Here is a 19,362-nt window from a genome sequence, read left to right on the forward strand (position 1 = left end):
GAATAACCCAACGGATGAAATACCAAATCACAAAAAGCAAATTCCAAATAATTTTCAGTTCCAAAATTTCAATGAGCCAAACTTGTTTGGAATTTCCAATTTTGATCATTGAAATTTATTTGTGATTTGTCCTTTGAATATTGAGAATTTGAAGCTGGATCAAGATCAAAAAAGAATGAATCAAAATGAGCGTTAAAGACAATTTTTCTCCCTACATCACACCAGCGCTGTTCGATTTTTTTAGAGAATTAAAAAGAAACAATGACCGCATCTGGTTTGAGGAGAACAAGGAACGCTACGAGTCGGTAGTGCGAGAGCCGCTGCTGAGGTTCATCGCCGATTTTGCGCCTTATCTGGCTAAAATCAGCCCGCATTTCGAGGCCGATCCCCGCAAGGTCGGTGGCTCGCTGTTTCGCATTTATCGGGATATTCGTTTCTCGCCTGACAAAAGCCCCTACAAAACCCACGCAGGAATTCAATTTCGCCACGAGAGCGCCAGGGATGCCCATGCGCCTGGCTTCTATCTACAGCTCGAACCTGAAAATGTGTTTACCGCCATCGGCGTCTGGCAGCCCGATGCGGAGACACTGGGCAAAATTCGGGATGCCATCGTCGCCCATCCCGATCGTTGGCAGCAAATTTTTGCTGATAAAAAATTGGCAGCGACTTTCACGCTGGAGGGGGATAAACTCAAGACCGCACCCAGAGGTTATGATCCCCAGCACCCGCTGATCGAAGTGATCAAGATGAAGGAGTTCTATCTCTTTGCCGAATTGAGCGAAGAGGAGGCCTGCCGCAGCGATTTCATCGAGCGCTATGCCGAGATCTGTCAGATAGCGAAGCCTTTCATGGAGTTTTTAGCCAATGCCATTGGGATAGCATGTTGATTAAGCATTTGCTCGACTGGGCAAAAATGAGAAATTGAGCGAACAACTGCTAAGATTCAGAATGACAAATTAATTGGAGTTGGCATCAATTTTGAAAACTAACTTTGAAAATGAGCTTAGCTGCAAGTTGGTCTATTAATTTCCCACTACCAAAGAATCCAGGCGGCTCTTGGCTTCTAAAAGATTGGGTTTGAGTCGCAACGTTTTTAAATACATCTCCCGCGCTTTTCTGACTTCTCCCATCGCTTCATAATTGATGCCTAATCCGAAAAAGGCAGGTGCATAGTTGGGATTCAGTTCCAATGCTTTAAGGAGTTGCGAAATAGATTCTTCATATTCCATTTTTTGATAGAGAATAGTCGCATTCTGAAGATAATCTGCGGCTGTGCTAGCGGAATCAATCAGCATGGGATCGAAATATGAATCAAAGAACCGTTTTGAGGCTCGGTCAAAACGATTTAAGACATAAGCTTTTCGATACAACAATAGAGCGGTGGTAGTATCCCCAAGAAGCTCAAAAATAGAAGCCCGCAACGCCAGCTCGGTGCTTTTGTAATAATTATCTAAAATTAATCGAACCATCTCTTTTGATTCTCCTATTGGCTCGATATTGCTGAGATACGGAAAAATTGGCTCCCGATAGTTGGCCAAGAGCTGCAAAATTTGACCCCAATTTTTTCGAGTATCACTGGTTTTAGCGCAGGAGAATTCGAGATACGGCATCGCGTCCCGCTGAAGTCGAACGCCCTCGGTGATTTCATGGCAGATCTTGCTCCCCCATATAAATGAATCAAAAATTTCATAGCTATTATCAATTCCAGCCGCTGCAAGCTCAAGCATCACGGCTGGTTGATTGACACCATTACTGACCCTTTGATAATCAATTTTGAAGTTCGCATCAGAACTGCCGATTACAATCGCATATTGGGCCAAATAATTATTTGGATACCAGAGGGACGCTGTGTGGAACACTGTTAGGAATGTTCCAAGTATTGCTTTGAAATCTTCGATCGAAATTTTGAACAGGGGAATAACACCGCACACGATGCCGCCAGGTTTAAGATGTCTCTTGCAACCCTGAAAATGTTCTAATGAGAAAAAGCGGGCATTTCCATTAAACGCTGGATGAGCAATTTCATTAATGATGATGTCATATTTTTTATGCGATTGCGCCAGATAATATCTCCCATCGATCGGAAGGATCTTCAAATTGGGATGATCTTTAAGGCTATAACGATCGCTGTTAATGACTGCGGCTGTAGAAACAACATCAGTTCGAAATTCTAAACAATCGACCTCACGGACCGAATTGTTTAGCACATTCGCAATGGTTTCTCCATTTCTGAAGCCAAGCACTAGCACTGATTCAGGATTTTTATGAAGGAGCATGGGCAATTGGCCGCACAGCCGTTGAATAGAGGCAGATTCTTTGCTTGTTTCTGCGATCTTAACCGCATTGAGTATCATCGACATTTGCGGTTGGGAACGATGATGAGCAATCGCAACAGCATTTCTAGGACTCTCTTTGACATACACGATTTGCTCTTCTGGAAAATGACTTCCAATTAACCGACCGATAAGATTGAATGGGACGATCGATATCAAGATGAGCATTAAGGATGCAATTCCAAAGGCAATGGCGGTCCGCAGCAGATTCCCGTATCGAATTGAGGTCAGTAGCAACACCACCAAACCGATTAGCAAGTTCAGCAGCGCGAGAAAAATTAAAGTATTTTGGGTACCAGTCAATTGGATCAAGAGCAAAGGGGTTATCAGAAGACCAACGGCTGCCCCGAAGACGTTTGCCGAAAAGATCGTCCCAAAACTTCTGCCTCGGCGTTCATAATCTGTAAGATAGATTTTGAAGATCAATGGGATCGCCATCCCCATAAAGATGGTTGGAGTTAAGAGAATGAGCGATGCGTCATAGACTTGGATCAGCAAAATCGCCAGCCAGCTTTGTGAAACAATAAGCGGCTCAAATAATCTTTGATTAATGGTTGGTATCTGCCAGAGCAAAGGGATCGAAATGATTGCGAATGTGCCAATAATGATTTGGATGTGTCCAAATACAGAATAGAGATTATTTCTTTCCAAGAAACGCGGATAAAAAAAGGCGCCCAACATCAAGCCAACAAAAAAGATAGTGAGCGATACATAAATGGCTGCACTGTTATCACCAGCGATGAGCATGAGACATCTATGCCAGATGAACAAATAAGAACTGGAAAAAAAACCGAAAACTGCGATACTGAACATGACTGAACGTTTCAAGAACGGGGACCGAGATGAATTGACCCGGGCAAGATGCTTTAGTTGTTGGTTATAGAACTCAGTCTCGATATGAATGGTTGGATCAATTTGTTTCAAAATAAATTTGATAGTTCCTGCACAGAGAAGATAAAGCATGGCAGCAAACAATAAAGACCGCTGGATCCCGATCACTGGAAATAGGAGCAATAGTATCAAGACACAACCAATAGCGACACCAAAAGCAAAGAGACCGTAAAGATTCCCGATTTCCCTGCTGGCCCGATCCGATGTCTGGATGAGAAAGCGACCAAGGATCGGGAAGAGGCTACCTATAAAAATTGCGGGAAGGATGAAAGTGGCAAAAATGGATACTGTGTTCAAAACAAGCAAAGCCTGACTATTGGCTGCGAATTGATGAAATATTAATTTATTAAAGCCCGCCAATAATTTGAAAATCGGGAACGAAAGCAGCAAATAAACGCCAATCAGCAAGACGATCCAGAAAAATTTATGGAGCTCATTGCGTTTTTGATCGATCCATCTGCCACAAAGGTAGCTACCAGCACTCATCCCGATGAGAAAAGTGCATAGCACGGCGATGCTATTAAACAGTGGATCACCGAACAATAGCTCGCATTGCCGGATCCAAACTGCAATTGTGATAGAAGCGCTAAGTCCAACAATCCAAAACAAAATGATGATAATCTTGCGAACAATTGTACGACGAAACCAATTTCTATCGGGAATCATAGGTATGCGTTAGCTGAATCAGTAGATCTGTGTTTGCTGGCAATTTACAAATTTTCCGCTAAAATTCAAAATAAAAAAGCGATGCCCTCATCGAAGACTTGATTCCGAGAACATCGCATTGTTTGGGCACTGTTTAAGGGGGAATTTATTTCAAGAGACACATTTTCCTGAATGTCTTGTAATTGATTTCTATGGGCGAGCTCATATCAAAATAACTTGGGAGCAAAATCACGCCTTGATGGATCTGAGTATCGGAGATGGGGCCGCCGAACGGAACGTCATCATCAATTGGGAACATATCATTGCTTTCGGGATGATTGCTGGGAGACCATTTTCTCCCGTTTTGTTCGAATACCAGGCTCTCAGGTGCAAAATTGTCATTCACAAATGGCATAGTGGAAACTGAAAAAATAAGCGGTGTCACTGGCTTATTAAGAATCTGCTGAGCTAATTTCGTCACGCGCTCGTCATAGGCAATGAGCATCGTCAGATCAATATCGCCTTTTTTGGACGAGCGAATGAACAGCGGAGTGATTTGCGTTTCGCCTGGAACTCGCTCAAAAACATTGGTTCGAGAGTTAATATTCAATACCTTAATAAACCGCATGGTCAATTCATTTTTCGGAGCTGTATTTGCAGAATCGTTGCAAGCGAAGATCAAAGCAACTATCGCTGCAATTATGAATAATTTCGACCTCATGGCTTTATCCTTTCATCATGGTATCATCCAATTTGCGATTTAGGTTACATCTATCATTTGATTACGCAATTCCTGTGCCATTATGATATGCGCTAATTAATTTGCTTATAAATATGAATATGTGCAATTACCCTAATGCAATGGAAAGGCGCTTCATCTTAAAATTCGGGTTCACTCAAGATACACTGTCTCAAGTTTAGTACAATCATCATCGCAATTTATATAATCGACTTTCAATTTGAAATCTCATTTTAAAATTGCAATTTGTATTGATGCCAAGTTCAATTGATCAGGGATCGGATAAAATTGAACGCGCCAAGGGAAATTTTGAATTGTAATTGATGAACAATCTCAAGCGCTTCCCCTCGCCTGATAGGTGTTCGTATCAAGTGAAATGGTAGGATAAGAACAGCGAGTCAAATACAGATAGCGATCAATGATTTTATTCGAAACGAAAAATCCAAATTAGAGGACAAGAGATAAGTTTGGGGGAAAATGATTTCCTTTGGAGGTCAGTCCCGAGCGATGATTAATCCATATCATGGGCAATCTCAGAGTTGCGCGCGGCTACAATTCCTTCCTGGACATTCACCCTCAACAAGATAACGCCACCAAGCAAGAAAAATCCGATTAACGACAAGATGCTTAATCGGCTGGCGCCTGAGATTTGGCTGACAAGGCCGAACAACAAAGGACCTGCGATGCCAGCGAATTTAGAGCTGGTGCTGAAAAAGCCGAAGAACTCAGCAGTTTTGTGCTTTGGAACCATACTACCATACAACGACCGGCTCAAGGCCTGGCTTCCACCTTGGACAGTTCCCACTAAAAACGCAAGCATATAGAAATGCAGCGCATTTTGCATGAAAAAGCCGCCGATGCTGATAAGCAAATACACGCTGAGCGCTAGCAGGATCGAAAATTTGGCAGTGATTTTTTGAGCCAATTTGCCAAAGAGAAAGGAAAATGGAACGCCAACGAACTGAGTTAAGATTAGCGCCAGTGTCATATCCGCCACGCGTATGCCGAGTTCGTCTCCATAGGCTGTTGCCATTTTGATGATGGTATTAATGCCATCATTATACAACCAAAATGCAATGAGAAAAATGAGCAACTGTTTATATCGCGAGATTTCTTTATATGTGGCGGCCAGCCGTGAGAATCCGATAACGATGACGTTTCGCGAGAGGTGATGGGTTCGAGATACGGGGGGCTCAGGGACATGACGAAATAGCGGAATTGAAAACAGCGCCCACCAAACGGCTACACTGAAGAAAGATGCCCGCAGGGCAAAGCCGATGTCTGGCATACCGAACCATTGATATTTGGCGATCCAGAGTGCGTTTACGATCAGCAAGATCCCGCCACCGATATAACCGAAGGCATAACCTCGGGTGGAAATTTGATCGATATCATTTTTCTGAGCCAGATGAGGTAACAGCGATTCATAAAAGATATTTGCAGCAGCAAAGCCAAAATTCCCCAAACTATAAAGCAATGAACCGAGCAACCAGGTATTGCTTCCAATAAAGACGAATGATGCAGTGGCGATGACTCCAATCGCTACGAATAAAGCGATATATCGCTTCTTTCCACCGGTATGATCGGCGATCGCTCCCAAAATCGGGGCAATCAGCGCCACAGCGATCAGTGCGATGGATGTGGTGTAGCCCCAATAGGCAGTTGCCTGGTTTTCGGCGAGACCGGCATTGGTGACCAGCGAACGATAAAATGGTGGAAACAGCGCGGCCATTATGGTGGTGGCAAAAGCCGAATCAGCCCAATCGTACATGCACCAGGCATTGATTGCCGTTCGATATCGCTTCGGATGAGAAACTAGACCCGTGAGGGTATGAGCTGTCGGTTCTATTTTCATGGACAATACAGGTTTTCCAATTTCAGTTCTTTATAGCTCAGCGCGCATCAGAGGGCTATGGTACACTATTCCAGCAATTATCAAAGCATTTTGAGAGCTTTGATAGCAAAAATATTGGCCACAGACCATCTCGGCTGTTCAAATGTTTTGGGATAATGATGAAGATAAACAACATGATTTTTTCGGGCCTAAATTGTCAATCTCACCCAAATCTTTTTGCAATAAAAAAGCCGCAAATCCCGGTTACACAATCAGGTTGCGGCGTAATATTACGAAAAAAAATCGACAATATCAAGCGCTAATCCGAAACCTTCTGGATAAGTCGCACCAATCGATTGGTTAGACCTCGATAGCTTCTTCCTGGAGAAATGATCAGGACCAGGGTTACGGTCTGTCCAAAGGCGTTGAAGAGACGAAAAATAATCTTACGCTTGTTGGCGCCCTCAATTGTCAATTCTTTAATTTCATCAATGCCGGCCATGACATCCGCCATTTTCTGGATTTCTTGAAACAAGATCGCCATCTCCACCAGGCGATCTTCTGGAATAACCTCGGCAGATTTGCTTTGGGCTAACAGCAATCCTTCCTGAGATAACAAATAGGCCATCTCATAATTGCCAAGCGTGACCACTTCTTTCATGAAATTTTCGATTTGTTCCTGTGGCGCGAGATCTTTGTTCATGACATCTTTGTCCTTAACTAAAACTAATAAACGGGCTGATGAACCTGCTGAATATGCTGGATAATCAAATTGATAATGGTTTTGAGTGTTTCGAAAACCCCAACACCGCGCGTTGCAATGCCTTTGAAATAGGGCACTTGATAAAAGTTGATCCGCTGCTGAAGGGTCTCCAGATCATACTTGTTGGGTACATCCCATTTATTAAATTGAATGACAAATGGAATATGCTGTAACGTCTGTCCTAAGGCGATAAGATTCTGCTCTAAATCATAAAGCGCTTCCAAGTTATCATCCATCCGACCTAATTGGGAGTCTGCCACAAATACCAGGCCATCCACGCCGGATAGGATCACCTTGCGGCTATGGCGATAGTATACTTGGCCTGGGACGGTATAAAGATTGAATCGTGGTTTTTTCCCCAACACTTTGCCGAATTCCAATTGTAGGAAATCAAAAAACAGCGTTCGTTCTTCCCTGGTTTTGAGCGTGATCAAATCGCTTCGGAGTGAAGGATTGATATGATCATAGATATACTGCAGGTTGGTTGTTTTACCACTTAAACCCGGACCATAATATACAATTTTTAATGTTATTTCCTGCTGAGCCAAATTGATAAACATAACATATTAAGCCGAACTGGCGCGGTATTTCCTCGAATGAGTGATACGACTGAACGGTTGACTAAATTTTAAAAGCACGATCAAGTTCTTCGTTGAGATATTTGTTGAAATCGATATCCAGAAATTGGGTGGCTTTTTGTTCTTCCTCCTTCGCGGCATAAATTAGTTGGCAGAGCGAGTCAATCGCGCGCTTGGTATAAATCCGGATCATGCCCAGCGCAGTTTGGGACCCAAAAACCAAGACCAATAAAAAATTGTCTCCGACATTGGAGAAATAAACGTTATAGTTTTCTCCCTCATGGAAGATATACTTGAATTGTTTCTTTTCGCCGATGAGTTTGGCGATTTCAGCGGTGGCAGCGAATCCACCTGCGGCTAATGCAGCCATTGTGCTGACATTGATCTCCGTCGCAGAGCCGCGCTGGGTGATCGGATGGCCGTTCATATCAGAGAAAATGATGGCGCGTGCTCGCGTCTTGGCCGCTAATTCTGATAAAATTTCAGAAATCGACTTGTACATTTCTCCGGACAAAACGATCGATTGTCCGTTATCTCCATGTCCTAGGTCCATCGGAATGCTCCATTGATTACAGTTCTCTAGGTTTCTGCAAAATCGATGCAATTCACACTTCTGCTATCATCGATGCGAATGCAGGCATTTTTTATGAGATGATTCGTGAGATGCAAACGATCCCGCATCGACTGATGTGAGTTGCATCTGTTCAATATCGGTGCATATTGCAGAAGCCTATGCAGTTTATCTTCCAACTAATAACCGATCGGCTAAGAACTCGGGCAACCCCGCCGAGATGATTTTTTGATAGGTTCTGTTAACATCGTAGGGCACCCGCTGTTCCTCAAATAGTTGCAGTGCGGTGTCTAAAATTCCAAACGCAGCCGCAGGATTACCATCCCGCGGCTGACCTACGCTTCCGACATTAATGATATAGCGATGCTGCGGTTCCAATTCCAAACGTGCTGACGTATAAATATGATAGTGGGGCCAATCTTGCCCCATCTGTTCCAGAAAGATAATGGGTCGATGAGAATGACCGATAAAACAAATTTGAAATTCCTTCGGGTATTGGGAAAAGTAATACCTGGCATCACTTAGCGTCAGGATATAATCCCATGATCGGGGATCTCCCGGATTGGCATGGACCAGATAACAGCTTTCAATCTCCCCGGTCAACGGCAAGGCTGCCAACTGCCGAAAGCTTTCGAGTGTTAGTTTCGGCACTGTCCACTCGATCGCTGCTTTGGCATATTGGGTGAAATTTTCCAGTTCAGAACTATCAATACAGGCAAAATCATGATTCCCCGCAAGGATCAGCTCACACTTTTTCCTCACCAGTTCAAGACATTGATTCGGGTCGGGACCATACCCAACGATGTCGCCGAGGCAGATGATCTGGTCAATATTTAGGCTTTCTATCGCTTTCAGCACCGCCTGGAGCGCTTCCAGGTTGCTATGAATGTCCGAAATGATGGCATAGCGCAATCAGTAACTCCTCCCTCGGCTGTTCGGCTTGCACTTTTAAGTCGCTTAAATATAACTGATAATTCGCTCTGATGCAAGAATAATTTTGCTTTTGTCAAGAAAATAACTTTCATAACAACGAAATCGGATCGACGTTGATCTGGAGTTTGATACCTTTGGGATGCGACTGAGCCCTGAATCGATTGAGCGCTTCAAGCAGTATCCCTCTCAGTTGCTCACCCTTTGGATCCTGGGCTTTGTTAACTTTGATGATCATATGCCAGCGATATTTGTTCTTGAGCTTCGTCAGGGGCGCTGGGATTGGACCCAAAATTTTTCCCAGGGCATCTGGGATGTGCAAAGTTTGATGGAACTCCTCCGCGCCATTTTGAACGTCAAGCGCGTTTTCCCCACTAAATAAAATATGGACCAGCCGTCCAAATGGCGGATAGTTTAGCTCTTTCCGGACTGGCAACTCGGACAGAAAAAATCGCTTGAAATCATGCTGTTGGGCGAATTTCAGGCTGAGGTTATCAGGACAATAGGTTTGAATATAAACTTCGCCAACGATATTCTTACGACCAGCGCGGCCCGCCACCTGGGTCAATAGTTGAAAAGTTCGTTCTGAGGCACGAAAATCAGGAAATAGCAGGCTGGTATCGGCTGAAATCACGCCGACCAAAGTCACATTCTGAAAATCAAGACCTTTGGCGACCATCTGCGTACCGAGCAGAATATTGTATTTTCCTGAGCCAAAATCCCTCAAAATTTTGTCGTGCGAAAACTTTCGTGTCGTCGTATCCAAATCCATTCGAATGACTCGCGCTTCAGGAAAAGCCTGCCGGATCTCTTGCTCGACACGCTGCGTGCCAATCCCTTGAAACAGAATATCGATGCCGCCACACTGGGGACAACGATCTGGCGCGCGCTTAGTAAAATTACAATAATGGCACCGCACCGATCGATTACTCAAGTGGTAGGTCAAAGTAATGTTGCAATGCGGGCATCGTTCGATAAAGCCACAGTCTTTGCATTTAATGCTGGTCGAGAAACCGCGCCGATTCTGCAACAAAATGATCTGCTGATTCAGTTTGAGTTTTTCAAGGATCTTCTCTTGTAATGGCTTGGAGAAAATTGAGATATTTTTTCCAGGAAAAAGTTTGCGCTGTTGCAGCATGTCGATGATCGTCACCTGGGGCAAGGGAATATCGTCGATGCGCTGCGGCAGCTCAAGAAGCTGATATTTTCCTCGTATCGCATTGAAATAAGATTCCAGGGAAGGGGTTGCCGACCCCAAGATGACCACAGTCTGATTCAATAGCCCGCGATACACGGCCACATCTCGGGCATGGTACAGCGGCGGATTGTCCATTTGCTTATAGGTAGGTTCATGTTCTTCATCGACGATGATCATCCCTAAATTTTCGAGCGGGGCGAAAATGGCAGAGCGCGGACCGATGGCGATTTTCAGCTCGCCGCGCTTCAACCGACGCCATGAATCGAACCGCTCTCCCGGGGACATTCGGCTATGAAGCACTGCCACCTGATCCGGGAAATTTGCAGTAAAACGGCTCACCGTCTGAGGAGTGAGCGAAATTTCGGGCACCAGCACGATCCCAGTTTTGCCCCTTGCAATGGCATGTTTTAGCGCCTCGATATAAACTTGGGTTTTACCACTGCCAGTGACCCCATGAATGAGAAAAGTTCGATATTCGCCGCGATCAATCGCATCAATAATGGGCTGAAGCGCTCTTTGTTGGTACTCGTTCAGTTGAATAGGCTGGGCAATCGTCTCAGCCGAGGTTGAATAGTACAAACGAACGACTTCCTTTTGAAACTTCTCCAAATAACCCAGCTTAATCAGCCGATTGATGGTTTTGCCATCCGCGCCTAATTGGGCCGCGAGATCTCGCCGAGCAATTTCCCCGACAGCGAGAACTGATCGGAATACTTCCCATTCCCGAGGATTCTTTTGGGTCAACTTGTTTTGGACCTCCTGTACCCTGATCGGATCGCTATAGCCCATACCGATCCGAATCCAGGATTCAAACTTGGGTCGGATAGACGGCTTCGTCAACTCAAGGGAGCGGGTTACCAGCCCATTTTCGACCAGACGATTGATAGAATAATTTAATCCGGAACGACGTACCCTCTTTCGAAGCTCTTCGATGCTCAGCGATCCAGTTTCCATGAGCTGATGAAGGATCTGAGCCTGGGTCGGCACATGATTTTCTCGCAGGTAGTCTTGAATTTCATCATGGTTTTTCTGGAGCGTAATGATAATCTGAGATTCAACATTGATCCCGCTTGGCAGCATCGCTTTGATGGCTTCTCCCAAGGGACAGATATAGTAATCCGAGATCCAGCGAGCAAGGAGCAGCAGGTCCGGCTGGAGCGCAGGCCCATCATCCAATAGATCATCGATCGGCTTTAAATCGCTCCGGTCACACTCATCTAATAGCGCAACGACGTACCCGGTGATCTTACGCTGTCCCAGCGGGACAATGACCCGATAGCCAGGGCAAATACTCGCTTGAAAATCCTCTGGGATCTGATATGTATAGGTCTGATGAATTGGGACAGGAACGGCTATTTCGGCAAATTTCATGTCATTCAAAAGTGCTAACACCATCAAAGCAAATCTTGGATTTCAATGTGAAGTTAAAAAAAATAATAGTAATTTGCAATCGAAAATTTGGTCCATAGCTTACGCCCCTGCGGATAAAAACTGAAATTGCACCATAATAAACGAAACATCTCCCTCTTGGGCCGGTCAGACAGTGCAAAAGCAAAAACTTCAATGGGAGATTTCAGACCATGTGAAGAAAAAATGGAACGGAAAGGTCAAGCAAGTTGTTATTAATGTAAATTTCAACCGATAAATAATCGGGTTCAACCCGTTTTCACTGACAGAAATAGGGAAAAAATATGAGAAATAGATGGCTCTTTGTCGTTCTGGGGATTTTGATCACCCCTCAAATTGTTTTTAGTCAAGAGAAATTTTGGATATTTTTTCGAGATAAGGGAAATTTAATTCATGAAAAACAGACTCAGATCATCAGCGCAAAACAGTATCTCTCGAGGCGAGCCCTTGAGCGACGCGCCAAAATGATGCATCAGCAAGATCTGGTCGGAGAGGATGATTTACCAATATATGCTTCCTATTTAGAACAATTGGCTGCCCTTGGCATTCGGCCCATTGTCCAATCGCGCTGGCTCAATGCAATGAGTGCTCGTATGACCCCAGATCAGATTGCTCAAGCGAAAAAGCTCAATTTTGTCCGACACATCCAACCGGTTATCAGTTTTAAGCTAAAGCTGCCTCAAATTACCCCAGCGAAATCCTTGGTAAAGGCAGCCGAGCATCGGTTGGATTACGGCCCATCGCTGGATCAAAATCAGATCATGCATGTGCCAGAGGTTCATGATTTGGGCTTGGATGGGAGCGGTGTGATTGTCGGCATGCTGGATACTGGCTTCGACTATAAACAGCACGAGGCCTTCTCAAAAATGAAAGTCATTGCGGAATATGATTTCATCAACAACGACAGCACTACCCAGAATGAGATCGATGACAACGATGCTTCCAGCCAGCATTTCCACGGAACCTATACGTTATCGGCCTTGGGCGGCTTTCAAGAAGGCCGCCTCATCGGTCCAGCTTATGGGGCATCTTTTCTGCTGGCAAAGACCGAGGATGTTCGTTCTGAGACCCGCATTGAAGAAGATTATTGGGTGGCTGGCATCGAATGGCTCGAGGCGATGGGCGCTGATGTGGTCAACAGCTCGTTGGGGTATAACGATTGGTACAATTACGAGGATATGAACGGAAAGACCGCCGTCACCACGCTTGCGGCCGATCGCGCAGTTCTGAAAGGAGTAGTAGTCGTAAATAGCAATGGGAATGAGGGAACCAGCCTGTGGCGCCATATGATGGCCCCGGCAGATGGTTTTCATGTGATATCTGTCGGTGCTGTTTATAACACTGGAGAACTGGTCGGTTTCAGTTCCCGCGGCCCGACTTATGATGGTCGCATCAAACCTGACGTTGTCGCAATGGGCGCTAACGTTATTTCAGCGCAACCCAACACCCTCAGTGATTATCGGGGAGTGAGCGGTACCTCGCTTTCCAGTCCGTTGGTTGCCGGTGTCGCGGCCCTTATATTGCAAGCCCATCCCTACCTAACGCCGTTTGAGGTGAGAGACGCTTTGCGAGAAACTGCCGACCGCGCCCAAAATCCAGATAATGATTACGGCTGGGGCTTGGTAAATGCCTACGAGGCCATCTTCTATCATGGCTTATTTTTCAGTTCCAAACCGAAAATTTTCGCCAACGAACAAACAGGCCATCTGATCAAAATTCAAATTTTTTCCAAAGCCAATTTGAAAACGGATGCCCTGTACCTCTATTATTCAATTCTGGACCAACCATTTACTCCAATTCCACTCGAGCCGACGCAGGAACCCCAAGAATACCAAGCATGGATCCCCTTTGCACCTTTTGGCACTGAGGTCAAATTCTATTTTTCGGCGGCAAACGAATCTGGGGATTTCAAGTATCATCCTCATCGCGCACCAGAGGAATATTTCTCCTTTATCGCATTTGATTCATCCATTACCCGGATCGAGCCTCCGCAGCACTTCCGATTGCATCAAAATTATCCGAATCCATTTGCCAGTACAACAACAATTCGCTACGACCTTCATGCGCCAGCACCAGTGACGCTGATCATTTACAACCTTCGGGGTCAACAAGTGCGGAAATTGGTCGACGAATTCTTGCATCCCTTTTATTACCAAAAAGAGTGGGATGGCCGGGATGATCAAGGTAGGTTGGTTAGCTCGGGGATCTATTTCGTTCGTTTGCGGGCTGGCGCTTTTTCTGCCATGAAGCGGATGGTCCTTTTGAGAGAAATCAAAAAGTAAGCTTAACGATGAATTGAAAATTTGTCTCTCATGACATCATCATAGGCTATTGGATGCAAATATTCTTTGATTAGCCAGAGGGGAAAATTTGAAATGTTACAAATTGCCACATTAGAAGAGATCAAAAAGGGCCGAGTATGTGATGTATATTTCGACCGAACTCGGCAGGTACTTGAAACTTTGAACATTAACAAACATGTCACTGCAGAGATTGTGCTCAAAAAATTTCCTGACGAATATCAATGGGGGATTTGGTCTGGTGTGGAAGAGAGTCTGGAAATTTTGGCTGGATTAAATATCGATGTTTGGGCGATGCCCGAGGGGACAATTTTTGGGACGCATCAACCATTGATGGTGATTGAGGGCGCATATCTGGAGTTTGGTATTTACGAGACCGCCTTATTGGGCTTTTTATGCCAGGCGTCTGGGATCGCCACAAAAGCTGCACGATGTCGCATTGCCGCTGGTGAAAAACAACTTATCTCATTCGGCGCCCGTCGCATGCACCCCAGCATTGCTCCAATGGTCGAGCGAAACGCTTATGTTGGCGGGTGTGATGGCGTGGCCGTCATGAAAAGCGCTGAACTGTTAGGTCTGCAACCCAGTGGCACTATCCCCCATGCGCTCATTCTGATTATGGGCGATACCGTCGCAGCCGTGAAAGCTTTCAACGAAATCATTGACAAGAAAGTAAAGCGGGTGGCTTTGGTGGACACGTTTCTCGATGAAAAATTTGAAGCCGTCAATGTGGCCCATGCTCTGGGCCCCGATCTGTTCGGCATCCGGCTCGATACCCCAAGCAATCGCCGTGGGGATTTTTTGAGCATTCTCAAAGAGGTCCGTTGGGAATTGGATTTGCGGGGATTTCACAACATCAAAATCTTAGTCTCTGGGGGCATTGATGAATATAAAATTTTAACCCTCAACGAAGTGGTCGACGCCTACGGTGTTGGCACTGCGATCTCCAGCGCCCCGGTATTGGATTTTGCTTTGGATATCGTCGCTATTGAAGGCGAACCAATTGCGAAGCGCGGTAAACCATCAGGCAAAAAATTGGTCTTCCGTTGTCCAGTTTGCTTTCAAACAATTGTCATTCCGCATCATTCAACGCCAACTCCCGTTTGTTCTTGTGGTCAGCCGTATGAAGCCATGTTGAAACCTTTGATCGAAAAGGGCCAATTGGCAACAAAGTATCCTTCGGTGCATGAGATCCGAAATTACGTGCTAAGTCAATTGGCGCATGTCAAATTGTAAGTGGGTTAGCTTTGCTCCCTCATTTTTGGTTTAAAAATGGAGATTAAAGAAGATGACATCACAGATATCATTTAAATTGACCTCAAGTTGGCTTGCAAACGATTTTTCTGCAATGCAAAGCCTGGAGCTTGGCTGAGGATTCACTTCGCCAGCCGATCATCGTTTTTTCTCTTTCGGTCTAGCTGGATATTTTGGTTGCCCATGGTTATATCGTGCAAAAATCAAAAGGCTAACATAAAAACGAATTAATATCTTTAAAAGAGGGATGGATCAAAATGAAAGTCGCCCAATTTATTCTGAATGGAGCGATTGCGTTATTGATGTTGCAAATCGGCTCCAATGCTCTGTTGGCCAATGATCATTTAAACCATCGGGTTCAGATGTCATTGACGCTCAGCGGCCATTTGCTCTTAGGGATTGGTTATTGTTATTTTTGGGATGCGCATCAGGGAGTGCAAGCGACATTTTATCTGGCACCAGAAAAAGGGTTGCCTTACGGCCTAGCAGCGGGCTATCAGTGGGAAGGGGGCAATAGAAAATGGCAGCCAACCCTTGGTGCAGAATTCATGATGCTGGCTAGCCCACCCGATCCCGAAAAACGAAAGTTCCTGCCGATGATACTAATCAATCCAGGGGTAAGCTATCAATTGGACAATGAACAAAGCGTTCAATCGCGGCTCTGGATTGCTTATTTTCTCAAGCAAGCTCGGACAAAAGTGGCCCCAATCGGATTGGAGCTGATTTACGGTCGCAAATTTTAATCCAGCGAACATCACATGTTTGGATGAGCGAACCTGTACTTAGTTAAAAAGTGCTTGGAGCGATCGATCCTTAAAAATTACTTCATCACGGTCCCACTTTCACTGGGAAGAGGATCAATTGGTTGATAAATCGACTTATTAACCCAAAAAGGGCGATTTGACAGCCATTGCTCCACCTGAGCCACTTAGCTCTTTATTTGCAGCGCACTGTGTTTCGAAAAATCGGCGGGCAAACCAATTCATTTTTGATCAAGATGCTTGATTCTGCATCGAATTTCAAGAACCATTATGCTTTTCAAGTTACAGGGGATAAGCATGCGTTTAATTCATCAACTCAGCATCTGGTTGACGGTTCTCATCACCCTTTTCCTTTGCATTCCTGTCATTGGGGAGGAGATCACAATTTATGGCACGATTCAAGACCGGTACAGTGGTGTTCCTTTGGATTCGGTTTTGGTGACGATCGACATCCCTGTGCTTCAGAGGACTGAGAGCGTTCTCAGCGGCCAAGATGGTTCATGGAACTTTCGTTTTCAAACCACTGGCGTCGCTCCCCCATCTGTTCCAATACCCAGCTCCTTTGCATTAGATCAGAATTATCCGAACCCGTTTTCAAATCAATCTGGCAGTCCGACAACTCGGATCAATTTTTCAATCTATCAAGCGGGACAAGTGACCCTGCGGGTATATAATGTCTTGGGACAACTATTGGATGAGCGGACCATTTTTTTGAATCGCGGACGCTACTATGTTGATTGGTCGGCTAAAGGAGTGCCCGGTTTTCTATTTTATTCGCTTGAAATGAACCATCAGCGGCTCACACGAAAGATGCTGCAATTGGATCACGGCCAAGGCGGCTTGGGAGATATCAGATCGATGGCGGAGGATAGCAACGACCCATGGCTGGAAAAACCAGGGAATCTCACAGCCAAGATCAAAGCAACCAAACTCGGTTATGAGCCAGATTCAGTTGAAGTCACACTCCCCAATGAATTACCGATCTTGATACAATTGGATTGGCTGCATCGCAAAGCGCTGGTGATCGACCTCCATAATGATGTGCTGGAAAAGGTGGTTGACTCTGGCTATCAATTAGGTGTGCGACACAGCTACAATCATTCCGATCTCCCCAGATTTTTCGACGGAGGAGTAGACGCTCAGATGTTTGTGGCCTGGGTAGATCCAGATCGCTATTTGAACGTGGCTTATCAGAAAGCGCTCCAGTTTTTCGATGCCTTTGACCGGCAAGTGGCGCTCAACTCTCATCTCATCGCCCAGGCAAAAACTGCGGATGAAATTATCCAGATCTGTGAGCAAGGAAAACTCGCAGGAGTATTGGTTGTCGAAGGTGGACATGCCATCGAAAATGACTTGAACAAACTGAAGCAATTATATCAGCGTGGCATGCGCTACATGACCATCACTTGGAACAACAGCACCGATTGGGCGACTTCGGCCCGAGATAGCCGGACGCGGACCCGAGGCTTATCAGAATTTGGTAAACAAGTGATCCGTACGTTGGACTCGCTGGGAGTGATCATCGATGTTTCCCATGTGGGCATCAAGACGATCGAAGATATTATCGCCATAACAAAAAATCCGATTATTGCATCGCATTCTGGTGCTCGAGCGTTGAACGATCATTATCGCAATTTATACGACGACCAGATCCGAGCAATAGCCAGTACCGGTGGCGTGATTGGAGTTGTTTTCTATCCCCCGTTTCTTACCCCATACGGACGGGTCGACATCAGCACTGTCATCAAGCATATTGACCACATCGTCAAATTGGTCGGTGTCGATCATGTCGCTTTGGGCTCGGATTTCGACGGGATCGAGACCACACCGGTCGGACTGGAGAATGTATCGAAATTTCCCGACCTGACCATGGCACTGCTAAAACATGGCTATTCCAACTCAGATGTGAAAAAAATTTTAGGCGAAAATTATCTTAGAGTTTTTCGCCAGGTATGTCATTGAACGGGTAGAACGGTTTTTTGCCATGGTAATGCCTGACTTGCTAATTGATAGAAGTCGGCATGGGTTGAAAATACTTCCATTGATGAAATGAACTTGTGGAGCTTGAAATGAACAATTTTGTTAGTGCATTTTTTTGTTTATTATTGATCATTGCCCCAACACATCTGCCACCAGCCATTGCCCAAACTAATGGAGTTGAGCAAGGGATCCAGTATTTTAATTCCAAAAAATATGCTGAGGCCAAGCAAGTATTTGAATCGCTCGCGGCTGGCAAAATGACAGAACCTGTTATTGCCTACCATCTTGGAAGGATTTACATTCGGGAAGGGAATCATGAAAAGGCGATCGACTGGTTGGAGCGTGCGATATCATCGGAACCGAACAATTCAAATTATCATTTCTGGCTGGGCCGGGCCTATGCGATCAAGGCTCAGCGGGTTGGTCTATTGAGAAAAGCAGCGGCGGCTCGACAGATCAAAACTGCGTTCGAACGGGCAGTGCAATTGAATCCAGACAATCTCGCGGCAAGGATGGCGTTGCTTCAGTTCTATGCTTTTGCCCCAGGCATTATCGGCGGCAGCAAAGAGGCCGCTGGGGAACAGGCTGCACAGATTAAACAACGGAATGAATATCAGGGACATTTGGCCTTCGGCATAGTTCATGCGGCGAACGAACGCTACGAGTTGGCAGAGCAGGAGTTCCGCGCTGCCATGGAAGATAAGCCTGACGACCCACAAGCCTACTATCAATTAGCTTTCCTTTACGCAAGAAACAAACAGTGGGACCAAGCCTGGTTAGTGATGGAACAACTATTGGCCAGACGAGCTGAAGAGGTGACGGCTCACTTTTATCTGGGCTGGCTGGCGGTCCTCGCAGAGCAAAAACTCGATCAGGGTGAGGAGCATCTCAAACAATATTTGAAAAGCGAGCCTTCCACCGAGCAGCCATCACTGGCGTTCGCTCGGCTTCAACTGGGACATCTTTACAAATTGAAGGGCAATAAACAGCAAGCAGCCGCTGAATATCGAGAAGCATTGGCATTGGATCCAAATTTCGAGCCCGCTAAAAAGGCGCTGCAAGCAATCGAGAGATGAAATGTTCGTATTGGTCTCAGGATATAACCATTGCTTAGGTCGAATAAAATTTTTCAATAGCCTTAACACTGGTCAGATTTCGGAAATTGGAAACGGGCCAAA

14 protein-coding genes are annotated in these 19,362 nt (G+C 45.3%); 6 read left to right on the forward strand and 8 right to left on the reverse strand.

All coding sequences use genetic code 11. The annotated features are described in order from the left end of the window. Positions 1 to 185 precede the first annotated feature (185 nt). Positions 186 to 887, forward strand: a complete 702-nt coding sequence (locus ONB37_07735) for a DUF2461 domain-containing protein (protein ID MDZ7400035.1) — start codon at positions 186 to 188, stop codon at positions 885 to 887. Positions 888 to 1,022: 135 nt separating this feature from the next. Here the strand turns inward: ONB37_07735 and ONB37_07740 are convergent, their stop codons facing one another. From ONB37_07740 to priA, 8 genes are all read right to left on the reverse strand, one after another. Beyond that, entirely contained in the window at positions 1,023 to 3,833 is a 2,811-nt protein-coding gene (locus ONB37_07740; protein MDZ7400036.1) for a fused MFS/spermidine synthase, read from the reverse strand. Between the two features lie 202 nt (positions 3,834 to 4,035). Continuing rightward, entirely contained in the window at positions 4,036 to 4,590 is a 555-nt protein-coding gene (locus ONB37_07745) for a hypothetical protein (GenBank protein ID MDZ7400037.1), read from the reverse strand. A gap of 529 nt (positions 4,591 to 5,119) precedes the next feature. Further along, entirely contained in the window at positions 5,120 to 6,463 is a 1,344-nt protein-coding gene (locus ONB37_07750) for an MFS transporter (GenBank protein ID MDZ7400038.1), read from the reverse strand. A gap of 298 nt (positions 6,464 to 6,761) precedes the next feature. Beyond that, entirely contained in the window at positions 6,762 to 7,145 is a 384-nt protein-coding gene (locus ONB37_07755; GenBank protein ID MDZ7400039.1) for a hypothetical protein, read from the reverse strand. Positions 7,146 to 7,168: 23 nt separating this feature from the next. Continuing rightward, the gene (locus tag ONB37_07760) at positions 7,169 to 7,765 is read right to left on the reverse strand and encodes a GTPase domain-containing protein (GenBank protein MDZ7400040.1); all 597 of its coding nucleotides are present in this window, start codon (positions 7,763 to 7,765) and stop codon (positions 7,169 to 7,171) included. Between the two features lie 61 nt (positions 7,766 to 7,826). Continuing rightward, positions 7,827 to 8,336: a roadblock/LC7 domain-containing protein gene (locus ONB37_07765; protein MDZ7400041.1), complete on the reverse strand. Its 510-nt coding sequence runs from the start codon at positions 8,334 to 8,336 to the stop codon at positions 7,827 to 7,829. Between the two features lie 186 nt (positions 8,337 to 8,522). Further along, complete coding sequence (locus tag ONB37_07770) at positions 8,523 to 9,266, reverse strand: metallophosphatase family protein (protein ID MDZ7400042.1); 744 nt, start codon at positions 9,264 to 9,266, stop codon at positions 8,523 to 8,525. A gap of 109 nt (positions 9,267 to 9,375) precedes the next feature. Beyond that, complete coding sequence (gene priA / locus ONB37_07775) at positions 9,376 to 11,877, reverse strand: primosomal protein N' (protein MDZ7400043.1); 2,502 nt, start codon at positions 11,875 to 11,877, stop codon at positions 9,376 to 9,378. 296 nt (positions 11,878 to 12,173) lie between these two features. On the opposite strand from priA, the gene ONB37_07780 reads away from it, so the two are divergent. From ONB37_07780 to ONB37_07800, 5 genes are all read left to right on the forward strand, one after another. Further along, entirely contained in the window at positions 12,174 to 14,171 is a 1,998-nt protein-coding gene (locus ONB37_07780) for a S8 family serine peptidase (GenBank protein MDZ7400044.1), read from the forward strand. Between the two features lie 93 nt (positions 14,172 to 14,264). Then, complete coding sequence (locus tag ONB37_07785; GenBank protein ID MDZ7400045.1) at positions 14,265 to 15,425, forward strand: nicotinate phosphoribosyltransferase; 1,161 nt, start codon at positions 14,265 to 14,267, stop codon at positions 15,423 to 15,425. A gap of 275 nt (positions 15,426 to 15,700) precedes the next feature. Next, entirely contained in the window at positions 15,701 to 16,186 is a 486-nt protein-coding gene (locus tag ONB37_07790) for a hypothetical protein (protein ID MDZ7400046.1), read from the forward strand. A 315-nt stretch (positions 16,187 to 16,501) separates the two neighbouring features. Next, on the forward strand, positions 16,502 to 18,166 hold the full coding sequence (locus ONB37_07795) for a dipeptidase (GenBank protein MDZ7400047.1): 1,665 nt from the start codon (positions 16,502 to 16,504) through the stop codon (positions 18,164 to 18,166). Between the two features lie 107 nt (positions 18,167 to 18,273). Continuing rightward, positions 18,274 to 19,260 (forward strand): tetratricopeptide repeat protein, encoded by a 987-nt coding sequence (locus ONB37_07800; GenBank protein MDZ7400048.1) that lies wholly within the window; start codon positions 18,274 to 18,276, stop codon positions 19,258 to 19,260. The last annotated feature ends 102 nt before the right edge of the window (positions 19,261 to 19,362 follow it).

The organism is candidate division KSB1 bacterium, assembly GCA_034506395.1.
Classification (GTDB): domain Bacteria; phylum Zhuqueibacterota; class Zhuqueibacteria; order Thermofontimicrobiales; family Thermofontimicrobiaceae; genus Thermofontimicrobium.